Origin of the sequence: Pseudomonas mediterranea CFBP 5447 (genome assembly GCF_000774145.1) — a bacterium.
Lineage (GTDB): Bacteria > Pseudomonadota > Gammaproteobacteria > Pseudomonadales > Pseudomonadaceae > Aquipseudomonas > Aquipseudomonas mediterranea.
In genome coordinates, this window is sequence record NZ_KN322987.1 from 1,565,626 (window position 1) to 1,588,925 (window position 23,300).

Consider the following 23,300-nt stretch of genomic DNA (forward strand, 5'->3'; position numbering starts at 1 on the left):
ACCGACTTGAAGCTTATCTAAGCCAGGTTGCCTCAACATATCTGCCGCCCCTGAACGACCAAGCCTTGATGCCTTCTGGTTTTTCGGACTTGCCAACGATAACGGCTATTGGGTGCGGCAGATCCTGCGTGTAACGCGCAGCAAATCTGGAGAAACTTCCTATGTCTGCCGGAGAAATCACCGGAACAGATTGGGGATGCGTATGCCAATAGCCCACCAGACGTAACCCTTGTTCGTTGGCAGCTTGGATCTCCTGACGGCACCGCTCCGCATCCAACTCTAGCCAAGACCAGCCTGACCGATCGGCGCGATGAGGCAACGTGGCCACGGCCAGCAGCAACCCTTTCGGATTAACCGGGTTGACGAATAACTGTCCCCCTCGCTCCACGCCAAAAAGGCCCTGCCGATGACTATCCAAGATGTCCGCGACAGCTTGCAACACCAATAGCTCGGAATTCACCTCCGCCCATCGCCAGCGCCAAGCGATATCCGTCATACCATTTCATCCTTAGGTTCCGGCCATCCGCGCTCGAGTAGGAGTTGCTGCGCCCCCTCTGGCAGTTTGGGCCCATGGTATTGGCCTCCTAGGCTCGGCACATCTTCAGGCCTGTAGATACTGCTGACCCAAGATGCAGTGGCAATGTTGCCGGTCAATGCGCGTAAAGCCGTGTGCGACACCATAGAGGCAATATTGGTCATCCCCAGTGATCCGCCTGGAATAAAGCTCTCCCCACACGCCGGCAGTGGAACCACACCGCCTCCCGGCCACTCTGTAAACTTATGAAGAAAATCGCCGATGTTCGTGAATAAATGACGGCCATCAAAGGTACCGGCTGGTGCGAATAGCGCGTGGCCTACCTGGGTATACGGTTCGCTCCAGGCTTGTAAAAGTCCCCAAGAAACGCCGCTGGATTTGGCTCGCCATACAGTGACCTCCGACTGCCAGTCTGCTGTCGTGATCACCACAAGATCTGCGTTATCGAACACTTCTGGTTTGCTGCTCATCACTACTTCGGCGAAAGTCGAATAAGCGGTGCATTCTGTAGTCGGAAGATCTAACAAAATCTTGTCCCTCAACGCTGAGGCTTTCGGCCTCCCTAGGCTATCCGCTCCCAGAACGTGCCTACCCAGATTGGCTGACACCAGAGTGTCAGGATCGATGAGGGTAAGGTGGCCGACACCGGAGCGTGCCAATTGTATTGCCACCGCACTGCCTAGCGAGCCAACACCAACGCAAACTACCCGAGCATTTTCGAGGCGCTGTGCTGTGCCGCTTATATCGCGGGACAGAATGGACGCTCGATCAAGCACGTCCAGGGTAGTTGCTCGGACGAGCGCCGGTGGATGTGCATTTGCGATAGCTGGCCGGCGCCGCGCTGTACGCAGGCCAAACTTTGCCCCCCGCTCCTGCTGTACGCCGAGCGAGCGCACATTTAGGCAATATGTTGGAGCATCTGCCCCTCCTGGAAGCTCCAGAACAATCCATCGACTCGCCAACGTTCCATTCAGCTCAAACCATGTCAGCAATTGCTGGGCATCGTCGGGTTTAAGGTGGGGCGTTAGCCACGGCAATAAATCTTCTGGATCCGGGGTGCGGATATCCGGATAAGTCTGAAGCTTGACGTAAAAACCAGGAGTTTCGGCCGCGCGAATGACAGCGGAGCGCCCGACGACCCGTCGGTAATGCCCTTTGAGTGCAGCTATGTTCGATGCTAGCCAAACCGTTTCCTGACCGGATGGCAGAGCCCGGCGCGGATCGCTGAGAGCAAACAACTGCGAGGCAGCCTGAGGTCGATCCAAAAGTAAAAGGTTCTGGTACGACTGTCCGTGCTGAAAAGACCAGTAGGTCGTGATCTCATTCTGAAATTCGATATCGCGCGTAGCCTGACTTGATCCCATCTTGGACAACGAAACGATCTGGGCCAAGCGAGCAAGGCTGTCCTCTACCACGACCTCCGGAGAGCCCATGATGGGGCGCTCCTGAAAGCCATGAAGGCAAAGCCCCGACTTGGTGGCATGCGGCCAAACCAGCCATGGAGAGGGTTCGACGTTCAGCCGCAAAAGCCCACGGGGAAAGTTGGAGGGGAAACCAATACGCAGTCGCCGCTCCTGCCCCGTGTAATCGATGGGCAAGGGATAGTGAAAGGACGCCGCTTCGTCAGCCCGCATGGGTGCGGGCTGGAGCAATGCATCGGCAGCGTCCTGACCTAGGGCATTTCGCAGTGCGACGATTCCGCGCTGCAATGGCGTCGTAATAGGATCAGCCAAGGCGTCCAACTGGCTTTACGCTCGACTGAGACGTTCCGCCACCGCTGGCCCCTCCGAAGAGCGAACCCATCGAAGCAGAGTTTCGAGTAGTGCCATCCGGTCGGCCGGGCATGGTCCAATTCGCAGGGATCTCATTGTTCACTGCCGTAATGAGCGCCGGTGCAATACCGAAATTCTTTTTCACTGCCTCGGCGAAGGAATCGTTGGATTCAAAACTTTCCAAACCCAGAGACACAGATGCACTGGCGTCCGCATGCCACCTGGCAAATGCTTGGCGATAACCTTGCCCCTCGCCCGGTCGATTCCACTTCTCTGCAAAGTTTTCGCCGTTATCGGCAGGGTTGCAGACAAAGCAATCGCTACCTCTTTGCGCGATGTGCTGCGGCATTCTGCGAACGATTTCCAAAATTGCATCGAGCGGCGCCAAGGGCTTCGACTGCGATTCCTTCACGACATCCAGGTATGCGTGAGTCGCCAAAGTGGTTATGACAGCGGATATGGGGCGAGTATCAGCGCTCCTTGTGTTGATGGCCCATTCATCGCGATGCCGCTTGAGCAGTTTTATGGTCGCACGCAGGGGATCTTGATCGATGTAATCCTGATAATGCGGCAAAGGATCTTGTGTCGCGGCATCGAGCATCCGCTGGCTTTTGGCAACTACCAAGTTTTCAAGAGAGATTTCCTGGGCAGAGGCAACCTGTAACCAATTCGAGTAAGGGATAGGGCTGCTTGCTTTCCACCCTGTGACCCGATCCGGAACCTCCAGCTTACCCTCGCCGTTTGCTTCGCCATTTCCGTTGATCGCGCGGGCAGGTGTGACATCAATGTGGAAACCTGGATTTTCGTCGGCATAAACGATCCGGATGCCACGACGTAATTGCTTAACTTCTTCTTGAACGCGGGAGCCTTCCCTAAAACGCTGCTCAATCGCTTCTAGAACTTCCTTCGCACTAGCGCCTTGAGCGTGAGGGAGCCAGATAATCGCGTCCGCATCAATGGTGTCCAGATCCGCAGGCGCACCGGGGATTGGCTTGATGGTCGTTTTCAGCCGCATCGAGCCTTGAACGAAGATATGGGCCTCAGCGAGCAGCGGGTTGTCGGATGCCGAGAGGATTTTTTCCAGTTGGGAGTAGCGGTCATTGATTTTTTCGTACTGCGCTTCCGACAGCGAGATTTCCCGCGCGGCGCGAAGCAGAAAATATTCCCAACTGCTGCGCTTGGTCTGTTCGTTGCTCAAAAGCATTTACCTAGCCTCCTGGGCCACCGAGCCCAATTGCAGTGTTTGCGTAAACCGATCTTGGTTTTCTTTGTCCCGATCGAAGATCAGGTACATATGTTGATGCTGCGTTGTGAGCAACGCGCCAAACTCGATGGCCAATGCCGCAGGAATAGCGGCGAAAACGTGGATAGGGTCAGGAGTCAGAGCTTCAAGCTGACTCAGTCGTATTTGAAGTGCGTCGCGAAAGGCATGAATCACCCGCCGGTTCTGTACCATCGCATAGCTTGGTTCTGGGATCGACAGCTCTGCAATACGTGCACCGGGCAGAGCGTCGATCACGTCTCGAACTGGGACTTGCGCAGAAATGGAGAGCACCAGCGCCAGTGGCCCGTCGCCTTCGGGAGGAGGTGTAAACAAAAAAGCGGGCGGCTCAGCGGACTGATCGGGCCAGCGCAAACGATGCTCGCGGTGAAAGGAGAAGATCAAGCGCTTGGAACGGTCGCCGATACTCTGGCCCAACATCATCAAAGCCGGGATGTCGGCCAATCCGACTACTGCCAGCGCGGGCGAGTCGCCGTAGGTGCCGCCGCGACGCTTGAGTTGCTGTTCCAGCTCATACTGGATGCTGTCTTTGACGTTCTGCCAATAGGTAGTGTCCCTGCCACGTGGTCCGGGCGCAGCGAAGGCGATTTTGATGCCTTGATCGAAGGCGGTTAATCCCTCGGCGGACATCGCAGTCAACAGATCGCGAACGGGGATATCGTTGATCGTCTGAAAATGCTGACTCTGGACGATAAGAGGAATAGCTCTGCCACCATCGGGGGTCGTTGCGGCGAGTCGGATGCGTTCGAGGTACGCTTGGTGCAAACCGCTCAGATCATTTTCAGGATACCCATCTGCGTCACGATCAATTTTGTCATGACAGCCTGGGCACAGGAGCATCAGGTTAGCAGTATCGTTAGTGTGCGCTTTAGCATCATGGTCCGCGCGTCCCCGAGGCCCCTTGGGACTGGCGGGTAGGATATGCGCCACTTCGCCCCATTTCATGGGCTTGCCGGCACGATAGTCGAACGTTAGATCTGTGCCGCACAGTTCACAATGACCAGCGGTTTGTGTCCATACGATCCGCTTCGTCTCATCATTCGTATTAAAGCGCCCACTCGCAGGCTTTGCGTCTTCTTGTTCTGCCATTCCGACCTACCCCCCGAGAAACATCCATGATTGAAAACGATGATGGCAAGATAAGATCATATTAAGGTCATTTGTCTCAATTTCAAGAGAGATATCAGGGTGACGAATGCTGAGTCGGCTTTGAGCAGGGTGCTTTTTTGGCTCATCGAAACGCAGTGATGGAAGCGGGCGTTTTTCTAGCAAGTGCCGGTGGGGAGTGGCACTGACCACAGCGTATGTATCGAAATTAGCGAGTTTATGCAAAGTACATAAACTCGCTAATTTCGATACATACCGCGCGTAGAACTGATGACAACGAGATGTGCAACTCAAACGAGGCTGCAAGCGCAGCCCCTTTTTTGCACATTTTTTCCGCGTTAGTGCCTGCCAGGCTCAGCGGATAGCTCCGGCTACTGCTCCGATGCTGCATCCGGTACTGCGCTCACCCTCGGTTGGGCCAACCAGTAACCACCGGCGACTCCCAAAGCAATTGAGATGCTGACAACAAAAACCCCTTTCCATGTTCGAGAGATCATTGAGCGGACTCCCCATAGGCGAAATACAGGCGAGCGCTGGTGAGAGCACGCTGCTCTTCAACATCAATCTGCTTGAGTCGGGCTTCGATAAGCTCGCGCCGAGCGGCCACGACGGAGTTCAAATCGCCCTTGCCGGCGCGATAGCTAGCCATAGTGAGCTCGACCTTTTCTTTAGCCAAAGGGAGCAGACTGCTCTGGGATCGATGGACGGCGCGATTCAGGCGCTCATAGTCGGCCACTTGATCTTCTAGTTGCTGGGTGTGCTCGCGTGAAAGGACTTCACGCTCAGCCTCAAGCTGGTTGAGTTCCGCGTGCTTGGCTGCAATTTTGGGGTTTTGTCGTGAGTCAGGAAACAGCGGTAGATCCCATGAAAATTGCACGCTGACCATGTCGCCGTACTCACGGCCGCGATGCTGGTAATCGACTTCCCAGCTCCAATCAGACCGCTTTTCCGCTTCGGCCTCGCGGACCCTGGCCTGCGCTTCGCGGGTCATTGGTGCAAACGCAGCCAACTCTGGGTGATGTTGAACCTTGTGAGAGTAACCAGAGGCTTCTACAGGCCATTCAGGCAAACTGCCCAGAGGTTTATCGTTCGCGGCTGGTCCAATCCAGCGCTTCAGGGCCGCTCGGGCTTGCGCTCTTTGACGAATGAGATCGTCTTGCTGCTCTTCCAATTGTGCCGCCTCTTGTCTGGGCGTGACGGCATCAGCAGGTTGAGCGCGGCCACCGGCAATTTGGGCGCGGACAGTATCGGCCAGCAGGCGGTACCATTTGCATGGTCATGAAGTCCTGATCGATGCTCCAGCGATCCGGCCCCCCAATGGGATAGTTCTGTATACCTACCAGCAACTTGGGATCGGGTAGTTCCCCGGCTGGGATGGCTGCACTATTGGCAGCACGAATTTTTGCATCTTGTGCAGTCAGCGACGGCGCATTGTTTTCAGCCAGCTGCAAAGCTTCATCGAGTGTCAATGCAGCAGCGAGACTCGGCAAGGCCAGTACGCTTGCCGCCAAGATGGTCACGAGGGGCCACCCTGTGCAATAGCACTTGGATTTCATGGTCACGATTCCTGTGATGATCCACCGCGCGCCTCATGAGACATGCGCGCAGATATGCCATCCCGCATGACGCGGAATGAGGGCTCAGTGTGGTACAGGAATCAAATGCGGGGAGGTCGCCATACCCCTGATGGGGTTTGCACAGGATGGGAATCTATGGAGATGGACGCTTCGAGGGGGCTAGATAGGGTCACCGGAGGCTTGACGATGGAGACTTGCAGCATGCCGCCGGTCTTGCACTCCTGGCCCGGCTTACAGGGTTTTCCGTGCTCGGTGGGACTTTTCATGTCATTGCAGCAGTCTTGGCCCATACCGTCCATCATTGCCATGCCCATGGTTTGCATGGGGCACGGCTCTGTCGGCGCCTGAACATCCGCCATCCCGCTGAGGGGAAGCGCAAGGCTAATCAGTAAAATCAGGCAAAGCCGTAGATAGCGTGTCATGTGCTGAAGTGTAGCCAGAAGAAATGGTGCTAACAATGTAAGCGTCCGGCCAAGTCACCTATCAAACCCCTGCAATAAGGGCGATGTTCTCCACTTAAAAATACGTGGACACCATTGCCCTTATCATCAGGATTTTCATGCGCCAAAGAACCTCTTATCCCAAACCCTTTAAAACCCAGATCGTTCAGGAATGCCTGCAACCGGGCGTTTCGATTGCCAGCGTTGCCCTGCGCCATGGCATCAATGCCAATCTGGTTCGAAAGTGGATACCTATCTACCGTGATCATCAGATGCCCGCGTTGCCCGCATTCGCTTCGATGAATCTAGCGCCTGTCATTCAGCCCAATCAGCCAGTTTCTGTCACCATCGAGGTTCCTTTCGGCCAGCAAAACCTCACAGTGAAGTGGCCATCATCTGATCCTGATGGGTGCGCCCGTTTTATCCGCGAGCTTGCCCAATGATCCGTATCGACGCAATCTGGCTGGCTACTGAACCGATGGACATGAGCGCAGGCACCGAAACCGCCTTGGCCAGAGTCATTACGGTATTCGGTGCGGCGAAGCCGCACTGCGCTTATCTCTTTGCCAATCGCCGGGCCAACCGCATGAAAGTGCTGGTGCACGACGGGATTGGTGTTTGGCTGGCGGCACGCCGGTTGAACCAAGGCAAATTCCACTGGCCAGGCATTCGACAGGGTTACGAACTGGAACTGGATGCCGAACAACTTCAGGCTTTGGTGCTTGGCCTGCCGTGGCAGCGTGTTGGGGCTGGCGGTGCAATCACGATCCTTTGAAAGGGTGTAATTAACGCCTGTCTTGTGCCGCAGGCGGTCTGCTTTGGTAAAATCCACGGCATGACCTCTATGCCCGACCTCGACCAAATGACCCCCGACCAACTGCGTGCACTCGCTGCGCAGTTGCTGTCCGAGGTCGCCACCATGGGCAGAAAGAGCCACCGCGATGACACTATCATCGAGCAGTTGACCCACGAAATCGCGATCCTCAAGCGGCACCGGTTTGCCAAGCGCAGCGAGCAGATCAGTCCCGAGCAAGGTAGCTTGCTCGACGATCTGCTTGACACCGATCTTGAGGCTATCGATGCCGAGCTGATGGCACTGCTTCCGGCTCCTTCTCCAGAAGCGCCGCGCCAAAAACCAAAGCGCGCGCCATTGCCGCCGCAGTTCCCACGCACCGTCATTTATCACGAGCCAGAAAACACTCAGTGTACTTGCGGCTGCCAGCTTCAGCGCATTGGCGAGGACGTCAGCGAGAAGCTCAATTACACGCCAGGCGTCTTCACTGTCGAGCAGCATGTGCGTGGGAAATGGGCCTGCCGTCAGTGCGAAACACTGATCCAGGCATCGGTACCGGCGCAGGTGATCGATAAAGGCATCCCAACGGCGGGTCTGCTGGCTCATGTGATGGTGGCGAAGTTCGCTGACCACTTGCCGCTGTATCGGCAGGAGAAAATCTTCGGGCGCGCCGGTTTAGCGATCCCGCGCTCAACGCTGGCCCAATGGGTCGGACAGACCGGCTTACAACTTCAACCACTGGTTGATGCCTTACGGGAGGCTGTCCTGGCGCAGCGAGCTGTCCATGCCGACGAGACGCCGGTGCAGATGCTTGCGCCCGGACAGAAGAAAACTCACCGTGCTTATGTCTGGGCTTACTGCACCACGCCGTTTTCGGCGCTCAAGGCCGTGGTCTATGACTTTAGCCCGAGCCGTGCCGGTGAGAATGCACGTAACTTTCTCGGCTCTTGGAACGGCAAGCTGGTCTGCGACGATTTCGCTGGATACAAGGCTGGCTTTGAGAAAGGCATGATCGAAATCGGCTGCATGGCCCATGCCCGCCGCAAGTTTTTCGACTTGCACGTGGCAAATAAAAGTCAGTTGGCAGAGCAGGCGCTGTACTCGATTGGTGGTTTGTACGAAGTTGAACGCCAAGCGCGGGATATGAGTGATGAGGATCGCTGGCGAATACGGCAAGAAAAAGCAGCACCGTTGGCGAAATCTTTGCACGACTGGAAGTTGGCACAGCACGACCTTGTGCCCAGCGGGTCAGCGACGTCCAGGGCTTTGGACTACAGCCTTAAACGCTGGGTAGCGCTGACGCGCTACCTGGACGATGGGGCTGTGCCCATAGACAACAATGCGGTCGAAAATCAGATCAGACCATGGGCACTTGGACGTTCCAACTGGTTGTTTGCCGGGTCGCTTCGCAGTGGGAAACGCGCGGCGGCGATCATGAGTTTGATCCAGTCGGCGCGCATGAATGGGCACGATCCGTATGCCTTTCTCAAAGATGTGCTGACGCGACTGCCGACGCAACGTGCTAGTGACATCGACCAGTTGCTGCCGCATCAGTGGGTATCTGTCTGAGTCGTGCAAGGTGACTTCTGCGTATTCGCATGGACTTGACCACCCATCTGCATTCGACTTGACCGGTTGTCCGCATCGGATTTGACCAGAGCAAGGGCCGCGCCATGACCGTCAGAAATCGGCTGTAGCAGACACTTGAATTTACGAGTGAGGTGCGATTCAATGCGCCTGTTGCTCATGGCGATCTTTTGGGAAAGCTATTCGTTCTTCTACTTGATAACCAAGTTTACATCTTCGGGAGAGATCGCTATATTCGGGCGCTGGAGATGGCATTCCTCCACTTACCAACCGCTGCGCCCGTAGCAGCTGATGATGCCTACAGACACCTGATCAAGACAGGGCTGTAGGCGTTCGCGCGAAAAATCCCTTTTTGGTCAGGCTCACCTTCCTTTGTGTGGCCGACCCCATGTTAAAACTCAGAAAACCTGAACAACTCGTCCTGCTTCCCTACATCGGGAAATGGCTGGTACTTGCCAGCGCCGTGGCACTTTTGGCGGGATCGGCATCCGCGCTATTTCTGTTCTCCCTCGATCACGCCACTCAATGGCGCGAGAACCACCGCTGGGCCATCTGGCTGCTGCCGCTGGCAGGCTTTGCTGTAGGGCTGGTTTACCACCTGATTGGCAAGCCGGTAGACGCGGGCAACAACCTGCTGATCGACGAGATTCACGACCCGAAGCAAACCGTGCCGCTGCGCATGGTGCCTCTGGTGCTTGCGGGTACACTGATCTCGCATCTGTTTGGCGCATCGGTCGGACGCGAAGGCACCGCCGTGCAAATGGGCGGCGCGCTGGCCGATCAGATAACCCACCTGTTCCGCCTGCGCCGCGAAGATCGCCGAATCATGCTCATGGCAGGCATCAGCGCAGGCTTCGCTTCGGTCTTCGGCACCCCGCTGGCCGGAGCATTGTTCGGCCTTGAAGTGCTCGCCATTGGCCGCATGCGCTACGACGCGCTTTTCCCGTGCATGGTTGCCGCCATCGTCGCCGATCAAGTCGGGCTGCTTTGGGGCGTTGTGCACACTCACTACGTCATCGGCGAGATCGCGCCCGTACAGTTCTGGACGGTGATGGCAGTGGTAGTCGCAGGCATCGTGTTCGGGCTCGCGGGGCTGCTATTCGCCACCGCCACCCATACCCTTGGGGCGTGGATAAGAAAGCTGATTCCCTATTCGCCTTTGCGCCCTGTGCTCGGCGGGATCGTGGTGGCCACGGCGGTGTGGGCACTGGATGCCTATCAGTACATCGGCCTAGGCATTCCGAGCATCGTCCAGTCCTTTGCAGCCCCCGTTGCGCCATGGGACTGGTTCGGCAAACTCGCGTTTACCGTCGCATCACTCGGCACAGGCTTCAAAGGTGGCGAGGTCACGCCGCTGTTCTACATCGGCGCGACGCTGGGTAACGCGCTTGCGCCGCTGCTGCACCTGCCATTCTCGATGCTCGCCGGCATAGGCTTCGTTGCAGTCTTCGCCGGCGCCGCCAACACACCACTGGCGACCATCGTCATGGCCATGGAGTTGTTCGGCCCCGAGATAGCCCCACTTGCGGCGATTGCCTGCATCGCCAGTTATCTGGTGTCCGGCCATACCGGGATCTATCACGCCCAGCGCGTGGGCCATAGCAAACACCGCCATACCCTACCGACTGATATCCGTCTTTCGGACATCAATAGATTTCACGCTCAGCGCAACGCCGCAAGCGCACCCAAAAAAGTCGAAGAGGATGAGCAGAAATGAGTGAGTCAGACCCCAATCACCTGGCCATCTTACAGCTGTATTTCCCAAGTGCGAGCCGTGCCCGTGTGACCCGATTCTGGCACCGACTCAGTCCTCCTGCACTCGCCCAACACCTGTTGAGAGTGGCCACTGCGGCGAAGATCGAACAGGTGATGCTACGCACCGTAACAGCGGCCTATTTGCCCGGCCAGCGCCTTACCCACCACCACCCCGAGCTGGGGGGGATGCGACATCCCCAGTGCCTGGAACTGCTGGACACCGAGAGTCGCCTACGGGCGTTCCTGAGCGATCACGCCGAAGAACTGCGCAAAGTCCGCGCAGTGTTAATGCTGTGCGAATTACCGATTACGCAGGCCACCGTCGATAGCGTTAGTGGCCTGAAGGCGGAATGCACTAACACCTATTGCGCCTCCTCCGACTGAAGGCTTAGCACCATGTATCGAATCTACAACGCTCGTCCGAAGGCAGCCCCCAGGAACTGGTTTGAGGCTAACAGGCAACTGTTGATCCATTTGCTGTGTTGGTCGCTGCTGGTCGCCGCAATCTCTGCCAGTCAGTGGGTCTCAAGTGATGGCTGGTACAGCATTACCGAAGTGGAAGGCGCACTTGTGGCATCACGGGAATTGAATGATGCGGCTTGTAACGCCAAGGTTCCTGCCACTGCCACTGCCACTGCCACCGCCATCGCCATCGCCTGCATGCCCGGATACCGACTGCGAGCTGAGCGGCGCTGATGATTGGGCTCACAGCAGCTACCCGCTCAACAAAAGGAATGGTTAATTTGAATTGCTCAACGATTCGTCCAACACCTCGGACATCAGTCCGCCAAGGCACTTCGTGCGGGAGTGTCGAATTATGAAAATGCTGATAGGCGCTGTCTTGCTGGGTCTACTGATGGGACGGTTTTTCACAGACTCCTTGCCTGACTTCGCAGTGCTGTTTGTCGCGAGCATCATGGTCGCCGCCACGATTTTTCATCACGTCGCTCACGTTAATGCCAAGTATCGTGCCCTGGCCGCTTATTGTCTGAGCATCACGACGGCATCCACTCAGATGTCAGAGCTGATTGAGTTCTGGCACGAAGGGCATATCTGGCAATTGGCAGGGGAAATTCCCGAACTCATCGTCGGTGCATTTCTGGTACCCGCTATCGCCATCGCAGCGGTTTATCTGATCATGCTGGTTCGAGCGGAGTGACGATTCTGGACATCAGTGTTCTCGCCGATGCGACATGTCGACAAACACAGCTTCATTGGTCAAGGACTGCCATCGAACGAATGCTACCCCCATCAATAACCAGAATGATCCAACCAGAGATCCACAGATCACATCACTAAGGTAATGCAGGCTGAGAAATAGCCTGCTCAAGCATATGGCGGTGATAACCATGGCTGACCAGAACCCGACCTCGACTCTGAGGCTTCGGGTTGGAAGTTCTCGGGCAATGATGAAGCCGATGAAGCCGAAGACGACGGTAGCGGCAGTCGCATGACCGCTCGGAAACGATGGGTTCGCCTCGGTGATACCCTGAAGAAAATCAGGCCTGGCTCGGTCGATACCATACTTGACCGTCCAGGTCGTCACCTCAGCCCCCAGGAACGAACTCCACAGTGGTATCAGCATTGCCAAGCGGCCCATTGACCACAGCAGCGCTGACACGATCACCGCTATCACGCCCATCGAGAGAATAGTGCCCAGGGAGGTGACCTGTACAAAGAGCTGGAGCAGCCAAGGAGTACGAAATGGCTCGAACAACGCGTTGACCTGAGCGTCGATGTAGGCCATGCCACTCCACTTCAGCACTAAACAGGCCTGCACGAGGATGAGGCACCCCGTGATGACGGCAGCTGCCAGCAGGTGTCTGAACTCAAACCTCACATCCGCCCCTGTAGACCTCGACTTGAGCGTTTTCAACAACACTGACCGCACGAGAAACCGCCCGAAAATAATCATCAGAACCACGCCAACCAGAAAACACAGTGCATTCGCGTTGGTGCCCATTCGTCCTCCCAATGAGATACGTGCCACTCAAAGGTCGACTGTGTATGAGCTAATGTAAAGAGCCTGTGAAATCCGCCTTCCTGTTCCATCAGCCGTCTGTTGACGCAAGAGGCGGCACGTCTGCTCCAGCACATGGGCGCCGAGACGGTGATATTCGATCCGTCAGGTCTTCCTTTGCCGGATGACGCGCCAGTCGAAAACCCGAAAATACAAGAGTTGCGTGATCTGGTGCTTTGGTCAGACGGACAGGTGTGGTGTTCCCCGGAGCGTCATGGCGCTATGTCCGGAGTATTCAAAGCGCAGAGCGACTGGGTTCCTTTGACCATGGGTGCCGTGTGGCCCACTCAAGGTAAAACACTCGCGGTGATGCAGGTGTGCGGCGGATCTCAGTCATTCAACGCTGTGAACCAGATGCGTGTTCTCGGTCGGTGGATGCGCATGCTGACCATCCCGAATCAGTCGTCCGTGCCGAAGGCGTATCTGGAGTTCGACGACGCTGACCGAATGAAGCTTTCGCCGTACTACGACCGTGTAGTCGATGTGATGGAGGAACTGGTGAAGTTCACGCTGCTGGTTCGTGGCCGTGAAGACTATCTGGTTGATCGATATTCGGAGCGAAAAGAAAGCGCGGAAGCTCTATCGGCTAGGATGAATCAACGAACTATCTAGGAAACGCTCGGATAGGAGGTTCAGTCAGCCATTACACGGTCTCAATTACAATGTGTGATGGCTGGACGCTTACCTAACAATCACGTTCCAGGCTTCTTGGTTAGCCGCCAGAAACCTCTATTGCGCGCTCATTTCCATTTCAGGACTTAGCGTGCCTAACCATGCGACAAGACAGATGATGAGGATTGCCATCAGGAATTCGAATTTCATGCTGCGGCGCAAGGCATTGACCGCTACAGAGTATTGACCATTGCGAACTGAGCGCTCGAATAGCGGGCTTAAGTGAAAGCGGTTCAGCGTGGCTAAAACGATCATTCCAGCAAAGAGCAGTATCTTCAAAAACAGCAACTGACCATAGGTACTCAGCATGACCTCATCAAGGTTGGGACCGACGATGAAAAGGTAATTTACTACTCCCGTTACGCTTATGATCGCAACGATCACACCGCCGGCCGACTCAAAGCCAGTCAGCACGCGGGCTAGAATTCGTGCTTCCTCTTCACCCTTCAGTGATTTCAACCGCAGCAGTAGGGCGAAGGCCGCTAGAGCACCCAGCCAGCCACCTGCCGCTAATAAATGGAAAATATCGCTGAGAAAATGCCAGTAGCGGCGGCTGCCTTCGTCCATGGCACCATGCCCTGTCCAGGCTAGCGTGGCCAACGCGATTGCTCCACAGACGGTGACGATCCAGAGACTGGGTGTCGGAAATCGTTTATTCAACGCGACGCCCAGAATTGCCCCCAGCAAGGCGGCTATCCGAACCATCCAGGTCAACCCAACATCGGTGCCCATGATGACCATTTCAAAAATGTGGTGATGTAGCTCCATAAGCTCCGATACACCGCTCATTGCTTTTGCAAGCAACAACATCGCAGCAAGGGACAGAGCTACACCTGCAATAGAAGTACCGTAAAGAAGCGACTCAAAGTTCAAGACCGTGCCCGATACCCTTTCCTTTCCCCTGAGACTGTACAAGCCAAATATGGCCAGTCCAAATAACAACATCAGGTCAAAATAGAGAGCAAAGCGAACCACGATATTTAATGAGTCGCTCATGGATCATTTCACTTTGAATGAAAAGTTGCCGGTGATCGGGTGGGTGTCCGAGGACACTGCACGCCATTCAACTTTGTAGGTACCGGTGGTCAGCGGTGCAGCCGGCGTAATCACCATGGTTTTCGGATCACCACCAGCAGCGACAGCGGCCTTTACACCCATGGGTGAGTTAGGCATGCCAGGCATGTCGGTCATGATCAGCTTTGCACCGGAGAACTGAGTGGTGAGATTCTCAGAAAAATGCAGTTCGATTTTCGACGGAGCCGCCGCATCCGAGCCTTCTGCCGGAGTGGAAGAAAGTAGTTTTGGATGTGCTTGGGCCACTGCACTCAGAAGCAAACCAGCAGTGATTGCAACAGCCACGGACGTAGTTTTAAGGAATGACATGCAAGACTCCTCACAGCAAGCGCTGTTGATTCGAGGTTTTTTGGGAGGAACTAGTTTTTAATTTCTTTAAAACCACTGTTGATTAACTCGGAGCCCCCGTCCTCTTCGCCAGGTTAAACAGGAGAAGCTCGCTAGCCCTAACGTCACAGTGCGAGAACACGATGCCACACGATCACAAACTGTTCGATTACATTTCAGTCAGCTTGATACGATGTTTGGCATCTAATCGTTGAGCGTAGCAAGGTCTGGAAAAGAGACGGCGTACCGCAGGACCGGGGAGTTAAATCGATCAGCAAAATTCGCAGAGGCGTAGCTAAGCGCAGAACGCCAGACGCCGTTGATCACAAATGTTCGTCGCTCAGCTAACCGTTGAATCGACGGCCGGAAACTCGAGATGAAAAGCCGTTTTCCCGGTGCCTGACGTACACCAGATCTTGCCATTGTGCGCTTCGACAATTGATCGGGTAATCGACAGACCTAGCCCTGCATTGCTCGGACTTCCTTCTCGCCGCGCTGGATCCACGCGATAAAATCGATCAAATAGCTTCTCAAGGTGTTCGGGGGCAATTGGCTCACCATGGTTTTCCACGACAACCGTTACCGACGCGTCCTTGTGCTGAATATCGACATTGATTGACGTCCCTTCATAGGTGTAGCGCAGCGCATTTGAGAGCAGATTGGAAATGGCCCGGTCTAGCATAAGGACATCACCTCGCACGCTGCCCCGTCCTGAAACCTTGAGCTCGATCCCTCGTTCATCAGCCAACAGGCGGTAGTACTCAAGCAATTTTTCCACGACAGACTCCAAGTCTATTGGCTTGTTCTCGTGGGTAATTAGACCGTTGTCTGACTTCGCCAGAAAAAGCATGTCATCAATCATCCGACTCATGCGCTTCAAGTCATCAAGATTGGAGTACAAATTGTCTTCGTAGTCCTCGATGTTTCTTTTTCTTGAAAGCACCACTTCAGTGTGGGTCATCAAGTTGCTCACGGGGGTCCGTAGTTCGTGGGCAATGTCTGCCGAAAAGTTGGATAACCGGACAAATGCATCGTCGAGCCTGGATAACATGGCGTTGAACGACAACACCATCTGTTGAAGCTCTTTCGGAACGGGTGCCAGGGGAATACGCTCCTTGAGTGATTTTGCCGACATGGAGGCAGCAACCCTTGTGACCTGGCGGATAGGCCGCATGCCACTGCTAGCGACCATCCAGCCGAGTGCAGCACTGACCAATGCACTGATCACCAACCCTATCCAAAACCATCGCTCGAGCGTCTCGAAAAAGGACATATGCTGCGTCACGTCAAAAATCAACATGACAGTTAATGGCTTTTCTTGTCCCGTCACTAAGGATTGCGCAGTCACACCACGGAACATCTGCTCTTGCTCCCGCCATTCCCAAACAGTTGTGTTTGTGGTTGTGCGAAACGCCTCTGGCACGTTGACCGGGCCGGGATCCGCAAACAGCACCTTGCCGTCGCCATCGATGATAAGCGCAGTCAAATCACGGTGAGCGCCCAGCAGCGCCTCTAACTCCGGTTTAGCCTCGCTGAATTGATCGATGCTGCTCAGCCCGGACAAGATCCGCTGGGTCGAGTGGAGCTTCTCGTACAATGCCTGCTGATCCAGCATCTTGAAATGATGCCGACTGAGGTTATTGAAACTGAGTCCGGCGACCGTGAGCACGGCCGTAACCGCGAGCATAAACATCAGACTCATACGAGTTGTCAGGGACATCCGGTTCATCACGACTCCGAATCGGGTGCATCGAGCATGTAACCCATTCCCCTTGAGGTATGAATCAACTTGACCTCAAAATCGTCGTCTATCTTCGCCCTGAGCCGTCTCACTGCAACCTCGATAACGTTGGTATCGCTGTCGAAGTTCATATCCCAAACTTGGGAGGCGATAAGAGATTTTGGCAGCACCTCACCTCGTCGACGCAGCAGAAGCTCAAGCAACGCGAACTCTTTGGCCGTAAGGTCTATGCGTTTGCCTCCTCGGATGGCTCGACGCTTGAGCAGGTCCACTTCAAGGTCAGCCAGTTTCATAAAGGTTTGCGAAGGTGCGCTGCTACCGCGACGCAGCAACGTTCTGACTCGAGCAAGCAATTCAGAAAACGCGAAGGGTTTGATCAGATAGTCATCCGCACCGAGTTCAAGTCCCTTCACTCGGTCTTCAACGCGGTCTCTGGCGGTGAGAAAAAGCACCGGGACGTCTTTCCCGGAAGCGCGCACCTTCTGCAGGACTTCCCAGCCATCCAAACCCGGCATCATGACGTCGAGAATTAGCAGATCATAAGCTTCGCTCAAAGCGTGCTGAAGCGCTTCTTTTCCATTCGTGAAACGGTCGACATTGAACCCGGCCTCGTTGAGCCCTTGCTGCAAATAGATACCTATTTTTGGTTCGTCTTCAGCGACAAGAAGTCTCATGAGGTCGTTCTCAGATAAAGGTTAAGCGGAGTCTGCAACGAAAACTGGCTGCCAACCAGCAACTGACAGAAAAGTAATCTTGACTTCAGGTAGATGTCAGCGAGTGCTGGCTAGGGTTCAGACATGAGCACTTCATTGGTGCTCGACCGACTTCTGAGCGATGAATCGTATGGAAGTCGGATTCCCTCATGAGGAGCGACCCTATGAACCGCCTGAAAATGCTGTTTTTTGTAAGCTCGATACTCGCCTCGGCTTCTGTGTGGGCTGAAAGCGGCGGAGATCGTGTCATTGAGCGTATGGAAGGTTTACGCGACAAGGCCGAAGCCACGTTGATGAAAGCTGAACAAGCCCCTGAAGGAGAGCGTCACGTCCACATGGCAGAGCACATGAAGATGCTTGGCGACATCATGAGCCAACTCCACAACGATCACCCAGATGCCTCAATGTCACCTCAAGAGCATCTAGCCTGGATGGAGAAGCACGACAAAATCGTCGATGACGTTGTGCGCCAGATGCAGCGCGAGCACAAATTGATGGTTTCAGAAAAGCATCAGTAAACGCCCCCTTAATATGTACTTGTCAGCAACTCGTTGCGGCGTCAATTGGACGCCGTATCTATTTAGAAAACTGACAGAGAAGTAATGCCCAAGTCAGTTAGCTGGCAGCTGAACATCATTAGCATAGTTAATGTTCCCACGTACTCCTGAGGTCACCATGAAAACGCTCGCTTCCCCGTTCATCGCAACAATGGCCCTGTTTTTCGCTGCCACGGCTATGGCCAATGCAGGGCATGGACAAGACGACATAGGCCAGCTTGGCGTGGCCTCTGACGTTACCCGCACGGTAGAGGTCGAGATGGGCGACATTTTTTTCAAGCCTAAAAGCATAGACGTAAAACCTGGTGAAACAATCCGATTTGTCCTTCGCAACGAGGGTTCGCTGCTGCATGAGTTCAACATCGGCAAAGCCGCTGCTCATGCAGCACACCAGAAGGAAATGGCAAGCATGTTCGAGAACGGAACACTAAGTCCTACCGATACCGGAAAGATGAGCGGCATGAGCCACGGCATGGGCGGAATGAAGATGGTCGCAATGGAGCATAACGACCCTAACAGTGTCCTGATTGAGCCTGGCTCAACCAAAGAGCTGATCTGGACCTTCAACGACAGTGCAGGGCTTCAGTTTGCCTGCAACGTGCCGGGCCATTACCAATCGGGGATGGTCGGCGAGTTTGATCTGAAATAAACCGGAGCCGGATGTTTCTGCTGGCCCGACGCAAGAGTTGGCTACGCTATGTCGCAAGGAACATAGCAACGCTTACTCAGCCAGGGTCCGGCGGAAACATCACCGCACCACGTTGGAGACGCAAATCAGCGTTGTATTGAACATGCTCATTTCTAGTAGCACCTTTCAAGGGGAATAGACATGCCTACCACCTCTGGCCATCACGACCATAATCACACCCATGCTGCTTCCCGGGATGATGCTGATCTACATGACCCGGTGTGTGGAATGGCAGTCACTTCGTCGAGTAAATTTGCTGAGACTTACCAAGGACAGACGTATCGGTTCTGTAGCCTGAAATGCCAGGAGAAGTTTCGCGCGGCCCCTGAGCGCTACAGTGGTCATGTGGTGCACGACGAGTCAGACAGCACAACGCCGAAGTCTGCGGTACAAACGGGCACTGAATTTACGTGCCCGATGCACCCTGAAATACGCCAGACCGAACCTGGTAACTGTCCTAAATGCGGCATGGCACTAGAGCCTGTCATGCCCGCGCTTAATGAAGAAGAAAATCCTGAACTCCGGGATTTCAATCGCCGCTTCTGGTGGTCGCTGCCCTTAACCGTGGTCGTGACCGTGCTCGCGATGGCGGGTCACTCGTTACAACTTCTTCATGGTTCGGCTCAAAACTGGATCGAGTTCGCTCTGGCGACACCCGTGACCTTATGGGCAGGATGGCCTTTTTTTGTAAGGGGCCTGGCCTCGGTTAAAAATCGTAGCCCCAACATGTGGACTCTAATTGGGTTGGGCACCGCCGCAGCTTATCTGTACAGCGTCATAGCAACGCTCTTCCCCCAAAGCTTTCCCGCCAATTTCATGCAAGATGGACGTATCGGCGTTTACTTCGAAGCCGCAGCGGTCATCATCTCGCTTACCTTGCTTGGCCAGATCCTTGAGCTCAAAGCCCGATCACAAACCTCCGCCGCCATTAAGTCTCTTCTCGGCCTTTCGCCAAAAACTGCACGCCGGATCAATGCCGATGGCCAGGAGGAAGACATTCCTCTCACCCATGTGCACCTAGGAGACCACTTACGGGTCAGACCAGGTGAAAAGGTGCCGGTTGATGGTTCGGTACTTGAGGGTGAAAGTGCGGTGGATGAGTCGATGCTCACTGGCGAGCCAGTACCGGTAATGAAGAAAGCTGGAGATAGCCTGATCGGCGCCACGCTGAATACGCATGGAAGCTTGGTGATGGAGGCGCAGAAGGTCGGTGCCGAAACCATGCTGTCACAGATAGTACAGATGGTCGCAAGAGCTCAGCGTTCCAAGGCGCCGATGCAACGAATGGCCGACTCGATTGCCGGCTACTTCGTGATGGGTGTTATCACGATTGCGATAATGACATTTATCGGTTGGGGGCTTTTCGGCCCTGAGCCCAGTTGGGTGTTTGGTCTAATCAACGCTGTCGCCGTGCTGATCATCGCTTGTCCCTGTGCGTTGGGACTTGCTACGCCTATGTCGATCATGGTGTCGACAGGTAAAGCAGCCAGCATGGGTGTTTTGTTCAGAGATGCCAGTGCAATTGAAAGCCTTTGCAGAATCGACACGCTGATTGTCGACAAGACAGGCACCCTGACAGAGGGACGGCCCGTATTTCACAGCGTGGAGGCCACTCCCACCTTCAATCCCGACGACGTCCTGCACCTGGCTGCCAGCCTTGATCAGGGCAGCGAGCATCCATTAGCACATGCGATCGTCGATCACGCCCGAGCCGAGAAGATCAAGCTCACCAAGCCGGAATCCTTTGAGTCTGGTTCGGGTATCGGGGTCAGTGGCGTTGTTGATGGCAAGAAGCTCCAGCTGGGGAACACCGCGTTAATGGAAGCCGCAGGCGTGAGCACCAAGCCCCTACAAGAGCGCGCTGAGGTGTTGCGACTTGACGGCATCAGCATTATCTATCTCGCAGTCGACGGCGAATTGGCAGGTTTGTTGGCCGTATCAGATCCGATCAAGCCAACCTCAAAAGAGGCCGTCACCAAGCTTAAGGCTCACAACGTGAGAATCATCATGGCTACTGGAGACGGGCTTACAACCGCTCGGGCTGTCGCCAGGGAGATGGGGATTGAAGAGGTCCACGGTGAAGTCAAACCCCAAGACAAGGAGCGCCTGGTGGCAGACCTGCAGCAACACGGGCGAAAAGTGGCCATGGCAGGTGACGGTATCAACGATGCTCCAGCCCTGGCGCGCGCAGATGTGGGGATAGCCATGGGAACGGGGACTGACGTGGCGATGAATAGCGCGCAACTCACACTGGTAAAAGGTGACCTGATGGGGATCTTACGAGCACGAGCTCTTTCGGTCGCCACAGTTAAAAACATGCGCCAGAATTTGGGCTTCGCTTTTCTCTACAACTCAATGGGTATACCCCTTGCCGCTGGTTTACTTTATCCATTGACGGGACACCTCCTGTCGCCAATGATTGCTGCCATAGCCATGAGCGTGAGTTCCGCGTCGGTAGTTTTCAATGCATTGAGGCTGAGGAATACCCGAGTTGACTGACCTTCAAAATTGCAGCGGTTTTAACTCGGGGGAATGGCTATCCATGTGCTTTCTTCAGTCCCTTTAAGCGCGCATTCGCCCTTTGCACAGCGGCCATTTTTTCAGGCCGCTTCATGCGCTTCCACTTTCTGATGTCTTCCTTGCTTCGCCCGCAGCTCACACAGAGATCACCACTGAGTTGGCAAACCGAGATACACGGATTCTCGATTTCTTTTGCCATGGTCAGTCCTCCTTAGCTTTATGTAGTTGAGCCATGCGACGTTTCCAGTCGCCTATGTGCGTGCGTTGGCACTCTTGCTCCGAGTCGAAGCGGACACTGCGGTCTGAAACAGGCAGGTCAAGATCGGCCTCTTTCAGGGCGATCGCGGTCAACTCAAAGATGCGGGCCTTCGCGTCAATCTCGGCCCGCTTCCTGTCAGCCAGGGTTTCGAACACCCAGATGACCTTCAGAGTTTCAGCCAACGCACTTAGGTCAGCGGTGTGAGTGAGCCAAATAAACCCCTTTATCTCGTCCTTTGCTGTTTCGCACGCGTCGGTGAGCGTGACGATCAACTGCCGCTCGATCCGAGCCAGTTCACGTTTACCGGGCGGCATCGGTGTTTCCTATAGAGTTTGTGCTGGACAGGCGCTGAGTCATGTCTGCCGGAACTCGACGGTCAGGTGGCTGACTTCGTGAACCGTTTTGAGACGTTCACGAATGCTGTCGGCGTTCACAGTGGCTTCACCTAGAACGCTGACGATCGCCGCGCGCGCTTGAGGCCCCACCCTCCAAACGTGCAAGTCTGTAATGGTAGCGCCACCCGGTTTCTCAACGAGTTCGCGGATTTCCTTGGCAACGTGCGCGTCGGTCTGATCGAGCAACACGCCCGCAGTTACCCTCATCAAGGTCCAGGCCCAACGCGCGATAACGATAGCGCCGACGATACCCATGACCGGGTCGAGCCACACCCAGCCCAGATACCGACCGGCAAGCAAGGCAGCGATGGCCAGAATCGACGTCAACGCGTCTGCAATGACGTGGACATAGGCCGACCTCAAGTTGTTGTCGTTTCCGTTGTGGGAATGAGGGTGGTCGTGCCCATGCCCATGCCCATGCCCCAGCAGCAGGGCACTGACAATGTTGACGAGCAAACCGACAACGGCGATGAGGGTCGCGGTGCCAAACTGAACCGGTGTTGGCTGCAACAAACGCATGACCGATTCAACGCCAATGCCCAACGAAACAATGCCGAGAATCAGCGCCGAGGCGAACCCGCCCAAGTCTCCAACCTTTCCTGTACCAAAACTGTAGCGCTGGCTAGTAGCGTGGCGTTTTGCGTATCCGTAAGCGGCCGCCGCGATGCCCAATGCGCCGGCATGAGTTGCCATGTGGAAGCCATCGGCCAGTAACGCCATCGAACCCGTGATATAGCCGGCGGTGATCTCCCCGATCATCATTACCACCGTGAGTGCTACAACCCAAAGCGTACGCTTGGCATTCTCATCGTGCGCTGAGCCTAGAAACACGTGGTCGTGTGTGTAATCGATGTTGGTCCTGCTCATACGTGTTTACCTGGATGCATTCACTTGGAGTACCGGCGGATAGCTTCAAGAAGCTCTTCGACGCCCTTGTTACGCTCTTCTTCGCTAAGCGCAGGGTTCGCGACATGCGCTCGTGCATGATCCTCGATGATCTCCTCCATCAGCCCGTTGATGGCACCCCGAGTGGCCGCAACAAGATGTAGTGTCTTGGCGCAGTCGAGATCCGATTCCAATGCTCGTTCAACAGCCTGAATTTGCCCGGCAATACGTTTTACACGTTTAAGAAGATCGTCTTTGTGTGATGCGATATGGGCCACGCTATACCCCCCCTACCTATACAAGTTCGCATGATAGGCCTCCCCCCTATACCTATGCAAGGTTCGCGGGAGGACAGATCAAAGCCGTTGACGAAACGAGAGGCTTACAAAATCGTTGGATCAAGCAAGAGAGCCGCAATGTTGCCGTTAGCCGACCTTTACCGACGAGAACCATAGGGCGCACTCCTGGAAACCGTTCAAACGGTAGCGAGCTAATTAGCCGCCGAGTGGTCAAGTCCCGTAAAACTCTCGAAATCTACGCTCACGGCCTTGATTAGATAATCGTTGACCTTGCCATGGTGTCAACGTCGATGCTTTAGCTG

Annotated in this window: 24 protein-coding genes, 2 pseudogenes and 1 riboswitch; of the genes and pseudogenes, 11 read left to right on the forward strand and 15 right to left on the reverse strand. The window is 55.1% G+C overall.

Going from position 1 to position 23,300, the window contains the following annotated elements; all coding sequences use genetic code 11:
* Positions 1–13 precede the first annotated feature (13 nt).
* The 6 genes and pseudogenes from N005_RS26765 to N005_RS29760 form a co-directional block, all read right to left on the reverse strand.
* Positions 14–496 carry a Mov34/MPN/PAD-1 family protein gene (locus tag N005_RS26765; protein ID WP_047703921.1) on the reverse strand — a complete coding sequence of 161 codons (483 nt, stop codon included), beginning with the start codon at positions 494–496 and terminating at the stop codon, positions 14–16.
* Positions 493–2,277 carry a ThiF family adenylyltransferase gene (locus tag N005_RS26770; protein ID WP_047703922.1) on the reverse strand — a complete coding sequence of 595 codons (1,785 nt, stop codon included), beginning with the start codon at positions 2,275–2,277 and terminating at the stop codon, positions 493–495. The genes N005_RS26765 and N005_RS26770 overlap by 4 nt, the downstream gene beginning before the upstream one ends.
* Positions 2,261–3,511, reverse strand: a complete 1,251-nt coding sequence (locus N005_RS26775; RefSeq protein WP_047703923.1) for a nucleotidyltransferase domain-containing protein — start codon at positions 3,509–3,511, stop codon at positions 2,261–2,263. Before N005_RS26775 ends, N005_RS26770 begins: the two co-directional genes overlap by 17 nt.
* Positions 3,512–4,678: an SAVED domain-containing protein gene (locus tag N005_RS26780; protein WP_047703924.1), complete on the reverse strand. Its 1,167-nt coding sequence runs from the start codon at positions 4,676–4,678 to the stop codon at positions 3,512–3,514.
* Between the two features lie 511 nt (positions 4,679–5,189).
* Positions 5,190–6,252: pseudogene (locus N005_RS28530) on the reverse strand (TolC family protein).
* 101 nt (positions 6,253–6,353) lie between these two features.
* Positions 6,354–6,695: a hypothetical protein gene (locus N005_RS29760; protein WP_081993362.1), complete on the reverse strand. Its 342-nt coding sequence runs from the start codon at positions 6,693–6,695 to the stop codon at positions 6,354–6,356.
* A gap of 137 nt (positions 6,696–6,832) precedes the next feature.
* Here N005_RS29760 and tnpA point away from each other — a divergent pair, with 137 nt between their 5' ends.
* From tnpA to N005_RS26825, 7 genes are all read left to right on the forward strand, one after another.
* The gene (tnpA, locus tag N005_RS26800; RefSeq protein ID WP_047703928.1) at positions 6,833–7,156 is read left to right on the forward strand and encodes an IS66-like element accessory protein TnpA; all 324 of its coding nucleotides are present in this window, start codon (positions 6,833–6,835) and stop codon (positions 7,154–7,156) included.
* Positions 7,153–7,488: an IS66 family insertion sequence element accessory protein TnpB gene (gene tnpB / locus N005_RS29765; protein WP_047703929.1), complete on the forward strand. Its 336-nt coding sequence runs from the start codon at positions 7,153–7,155 to the stop codon at positions 7,486–7,488. Before tnpA ends, tnpB begins: the two co-directional genes overlap by 4 nt.
* Positions 7,489–7,548: 60 nt before the next feature.
* Complete coding sequence (gene tnpC / locus N005_RS26810; RefSeq protein ID WP_047703930.1) at positions 7,549–9,075, forward strand: IS66 family transposase; 1,527 nt, start codon at positions 7,549–7,551, stop codon at positions 9,073–9,075.
* 253 nt (positions 9,076–9,328) lie between these two features.
* Positions 9,329–9,401: riboswitch (Fluoride riboswitch) on the forward strand.
* An 80-nt stretch (positions 9,402–9,481) separates the two neighbouring features.
* Positions 9,482–10,810 carry a voltage-gated chloride channel family protein gene (locus N005_RS26815; protein WP_047703931.1) on the forward strand — a complete coding sequence of 443 codons (1,329 nt, stop codon included), beginning with the start codon at positions 9,482–9,484 and terminating at the stop codon, positions 10,808–10,810.
* Complete coding sequence (locus N005_RS26820) at positions 10,807–11,232, forward strand: hypothetical protein (protein WP_231983251.1); 426 nt, start codon at positions 10,807–10,809, stop codon at positions 11,230–11,232. The genes N005_RS26815 and N005_RS26820 overlap by 4 nt, the downstream gene beginning before the upstream one ends.
* A 12-nt stretch (positions 11,233–11,244) precedes the next feature.
* Positions 11,245–11,544, forward strand: a complete 300-nt coding sequence (locus N005_RS28540; protein ID WP_081993363.1) for a hypothetical protein — start codon at positions 11,245–11,247, stop codon at positions 11,542–11,544.
* Between the two features lie 121 nt (positions 11,545–11,665).
* Positions 11,666–12,007: a hypothetical protein gene (locus N005_RS26825; protein WP_047703932.1), complete on the forward strand. Its 342-nt coding sequence runs from the start codon at positions 11,666–11,668 to the stop codon at positions 12,005–12,007.
* Positions 12,008–12,019: 12 nt separating this feature from the next.
* Here N005_RS26825 and N005_RS27885 read toward each other — a convergent pair whose 3' ends face one another.
* A complete protein-coding gene (locus N005_RS27885; protein ID WP_052126480.1) occupies positions 12,020–12,811 on the reverse strand; it encodes a phosphatase PAP2 family protein in 792 nt (263 codons plus the stop codon).
* Between the two features lie 84 nt (positions 12,812–12,895).
* Here N005_RS27885 and arsH point away from each other — a divergent pair.
* Positions 12,896–13,480 (forward strand): annotated as a pseudogene (gene arsH, locus N005_RS26835) (arsenical resistance protein ArsH); the annotation flags it as partial.
* Between the two features lie 117 nt (positions 13,481–13,597).
* On the opposite strand, the gene copD reads toward arsH, so the two are convergent.
* The 4 genes from copD to N005_RS26855 form a co-directional block, all read right to left on the reverse strand.
* On the reverse strand, positions 13,598–14,536 hold the full coding sequence (copD, locus tag N005_RS26840) for a copper homeostasis membrane protein CopD (RefSeq protein WP_047703933.1): 939 nt from the start codon (positions 14,534–14,536) through the stop codon (positions 13,598–13,600).
* A 3-nt stretch (positions 14,537–14,539) separates the two neighbouring features.
* On the reverse strand, positions 14,540–14,923 hold the full coding sequence (copC, locus tag N005_RS26845; RefSeq protein WP_024014909.1) for a copper homeostasis periplasmic binding protein CopC: 384 nt from the start codon (positions 14,921–14,923) through the stop codon (positions 14,540–14,542).
* 358 nt (positions 14,924–15,281) lie between these two features.
* On the reverse strand, positions 15,282–16,670 hold the full coding sequence (locus N005_RS26850; RefSeq protein WP_047703934.1) for a heavy metal sensor histidine kinase: 1,389 nt from the start codon (positions 16,668–16,670) through the stop codon (positions 15,282–15,284).
* Positions 16,670–17,356 (reverse strand): heavy metal response regulator transcription factor, encoded by a 687-nt coding sequence (locus N005_RS26855; protein ID WP_019816984.1) that lies wholly within the window; start codon positions 17,354–17,356, stop codon positions 16,670–16,672. The genes N005_RS26850 and N005_RS26855 overlap by 1 nt, the downstream gene beginning before the upstream one ends.
* A gap of 203 nt (positions 17,357–17,559) precedes the next feature.
* Here N005_RS26855 and N005_RS26860 point away from each other — a divergent pair, with 203 nt between their 5' ends.
* The 3 genes from N005_RS26860 to N005_RS26870 all read left to right on the forward strand — a co-directional run bounded on the left by N005_RS26860 (position 17,560) and on the right by N005_RS26870 (position 21,139).
* On the forward strand, positions 17,560–17,913 hold the full coding sequence (locus N005_RS26860) for a co-regulatory protein PtrA N-terminal domain-containing protein (RefSeq protein WP_047703935.1): 354 nt from the start codon (positions 17,560–17,562) through the stop codon (positions 17,911–17,913).
* 157 nt (positions 17,914–18,070) lie between these two features.
* A complete protein-coding gene (locus tag N005_RS26865) occupies positions 18,071–18,601 on the forward strand; it encodes a cupredoxin domain-containing protein (RefSeq protein ID WP_047703936.1) in 531 nt (176 codons plus the stop codon).
* A gap of 180 nt (positions 18,602–18,781) precedes the next feature.
* Positions 18,782–21,139 (forward strand): heavy metal translocating P-type ATPase, encoded by a 2,358-nt coding sequence (locus N005_RS26870; protein WP_081993365.1) that lies wholly within the window; start codon positions 18,782–18,784, stop codon positions 21,137–21,139.
* A 37-nt stretch (positions 21,140–21,176) separates the two neighbouring features.
* Here the strand turns inward: N005_RS26870 and N005_RS26875 are convergent, their stop codons facing one another.
* From N005_RS26875 to N005_RS26890, 4 genes are read right to left on the reverse strand one after another with little or no spacing between them, the layout of a single operon-like run.
* On the reverse strand, positions 21,177–21,359 hold the full coding sequence (locus N005_RS26875; RefSeq protein ID WP_024616838.1) for a DUF1289 domain-containing protein: 183 nt from the start codon (positions 21,357–21,359) through the stop codon (positions 21,177–21,179).
* 2 nt (positions 21,360–21,361) lie between these two features.
* Positions 21,362–21,733 (reverse strand): hypothetical protein, encoded by a 372-nt coding sequence (locus N005_RS26880; protein WP_047703938.1) that lies wholly within the window; start codon positions 21,731–21,733, stop codon positions 21,362–21,364.
* A gap of 39 nt (positions 21,734–21,772) precedes the next feature.
* Positions 21,773–22,681 (reverse strand): CDF family Co(II)/Ni(II) efflux transporter DmeF, encoded by a 909-nt coding sequence (gene dmeF / locus N005_RS26885; protein ID WP_047703939.1) that lies wholly within the window; start codon positions 22,679–22,681, stop codon positions 21,773–21,775.
* A gap of 20 nt (positions 22,682–22,701) precedes the next feature.
* The gene (locus N005_RS26890) at positions 22,702–22,977 is read right to left on the reverse strand and encodes a metal/formaldehyde-sensitive transcriptional repressor (protein ID WP_024616814.1); all 276 of its coding nucleotides are present in this window, start codon (positions 22,975–22,977) and stop codon (positions 22,702–22,704) included.
* Positions 22,978–23,300: the final 323 nt, after the last annotated feature.

What these genes read in the sequence shown, in the direction of transcription:
- N005_RS26765 (WP_047703921.1), bottom strand. Translation starts at nt 496, where the DNA reads ATGACGGATATCGCTTGGCGCTGGCGATGGGCGGAGGTGAATTCCGAG.
- N005_RS26775 (WP_047703923.1), bottom strand. Translation starts at nt 3,511, where the DNA reads ATGCTTTTGAGCAACGAACAGACCAAGCGCAGCAGTTGGGAATATTTT.
- N005_RS26780 (WP_047703924.1), bottom strand. Translation starts at nt 4,678, where the DNA reads ATGGCAGAACAAGAAGACGCAAAGCCTGCGAGTGGGCGCTTTAATACG.
- N005_RS29760 (WP_081993362.1), bottom strand. Translation starts at nt 6,695, where the DNA reads ATGACACGCTATCTACGGCTTTGCCTGATTTTACTGATTAGCCTTGCG.
- tnpA (WP_047703928.1), top strand. Translation starts at nt 6,833, where the DNA reads ATGCGCCAAAGAACCTCTTATCCCAAACCCTTTAAAACCCAGATCGTT.
- tnpB (WP_047703929.1), top strand. Translation starts at nt 7,153, where the DNA reads ATGATCCGTATCGACGCAATCTGGCTGGCTACTGAACCGATGGACATG.
- tnpC (WP_047703930.1), top strand. Translation starts at nt 7,549, where the DNA reads ATGACCTCTATGCCCGACCTCGACCAAATGACCCCCGACCAACTGCGT.
- N005_RS26815 (WP_047703931.1), top strand. Translation starts at nt 9,482, where the DNA reads ATGTTAAAACTCAGAAAACCTGAACAACTCGTCCTGCTTCCCTACATC.
- N005_RS26820 (WP_231983251.1), top strand. Translation starts at nt 10,807, where the DNA reads ATGAGTGAGTCAGACCCCAATCACCTGGCCATCTTACAGCTGTATTTC.
- N005_RS28540 (WP_081993363.1), top strand. Translation starts at nt 11,245, where the DNA reads ATGTATCGAATCTACAACGCTCGTCCGAAGGCAGCCCCCAGGAACTGG.
- N005_RS26825 (WP_047703932.1), top strand. Translation starts at nt 11,666, where the DNA reads ATGAAAATGCTGATAGGCGCTGTCTTGCTGGGTCTACTGATGGGACGG.
- N005_RS27885 (WP_052126480.1), bottom strand. Translation starts at nt 12,811, where the DNA reads ATGGGCACCAACGCGAATGCACTGTGTTTTCTGGTTGGCGTGGTTCTG.
- copD (WP_047703933.1), bottom strand. Translation starts at nt 14,536, where the DNA reads ATGAGCGACTCATTAAATATCGTGGTTCGCTTTGCTCTCTATTTTGAC.
- copC (WP_024014909.1), bottom strand. Translation starts at nt 14,923, where the DNA reads ATGTCATTCCTTAAAACTACGTCCGTGGCTGTTGCAATCACTGCTGGT.
- N005_RS26850 (WP_047703934.1), bottom strand. Translation starts at nt 16,670, where the DNA reads ATGAACCGGATGTCCCTGACAACTCGTATGAGTCTGATGTTTATGCTC.
- N005_RS26855 (WP_019816984.1), bottom strand. Translation starts at nt 17,356, where the DNA reads ATGAGACTTCTTGTCGCTGAAGACGAACCAAAAATAGGTATCTATTTG.
- N005_RS26860 (WP_047703935.1), top strand. Translation starts at nt 17,560, where the DNA reads ATGAACCGCCTGAAAATGCTGTTTTTTGTAAGCTCGATACTCGCCTCG.
- N005_RS26865 (WP_047703936.1), top strand. Translation starts at nt 18,071, where the DNA reads ATGAAAACGCTCGCTTCCCCGTTCATCGCAACAATGGCCCTGTTTTTC.
- N005_RS26870 (WP_081993365.1), top strand. Translation starts at nt 18,782, where the DNA reads ATGCCTACCACCTCTGGCCATCACGACCATAATCACACCCATGCTGCT.
- N005_RS26875 (WP_024616838.1), bottom strand. Translation starts at nt 21,359, where the DNA reads ATGGCAAAAGAAATCGAGAATCCGTGTATCTCGGTTTGCCAACTCAGT.
- N005_RS26880 (WP_047703938.1), bottom strand. Translation starts at nt 21,733, where the DNA reads ATGCCGCCCGGTAAACGTGAACTGGCTCGGATCGAGCGGCAGTTGATC.
- dmeF (WP_047703939.1), bottom strand. Translation starts at nt 22,681, where the DNA reads ATGAGCAGGACCAACATCGATTACACACACGACCACGTGTTTCTAGGC.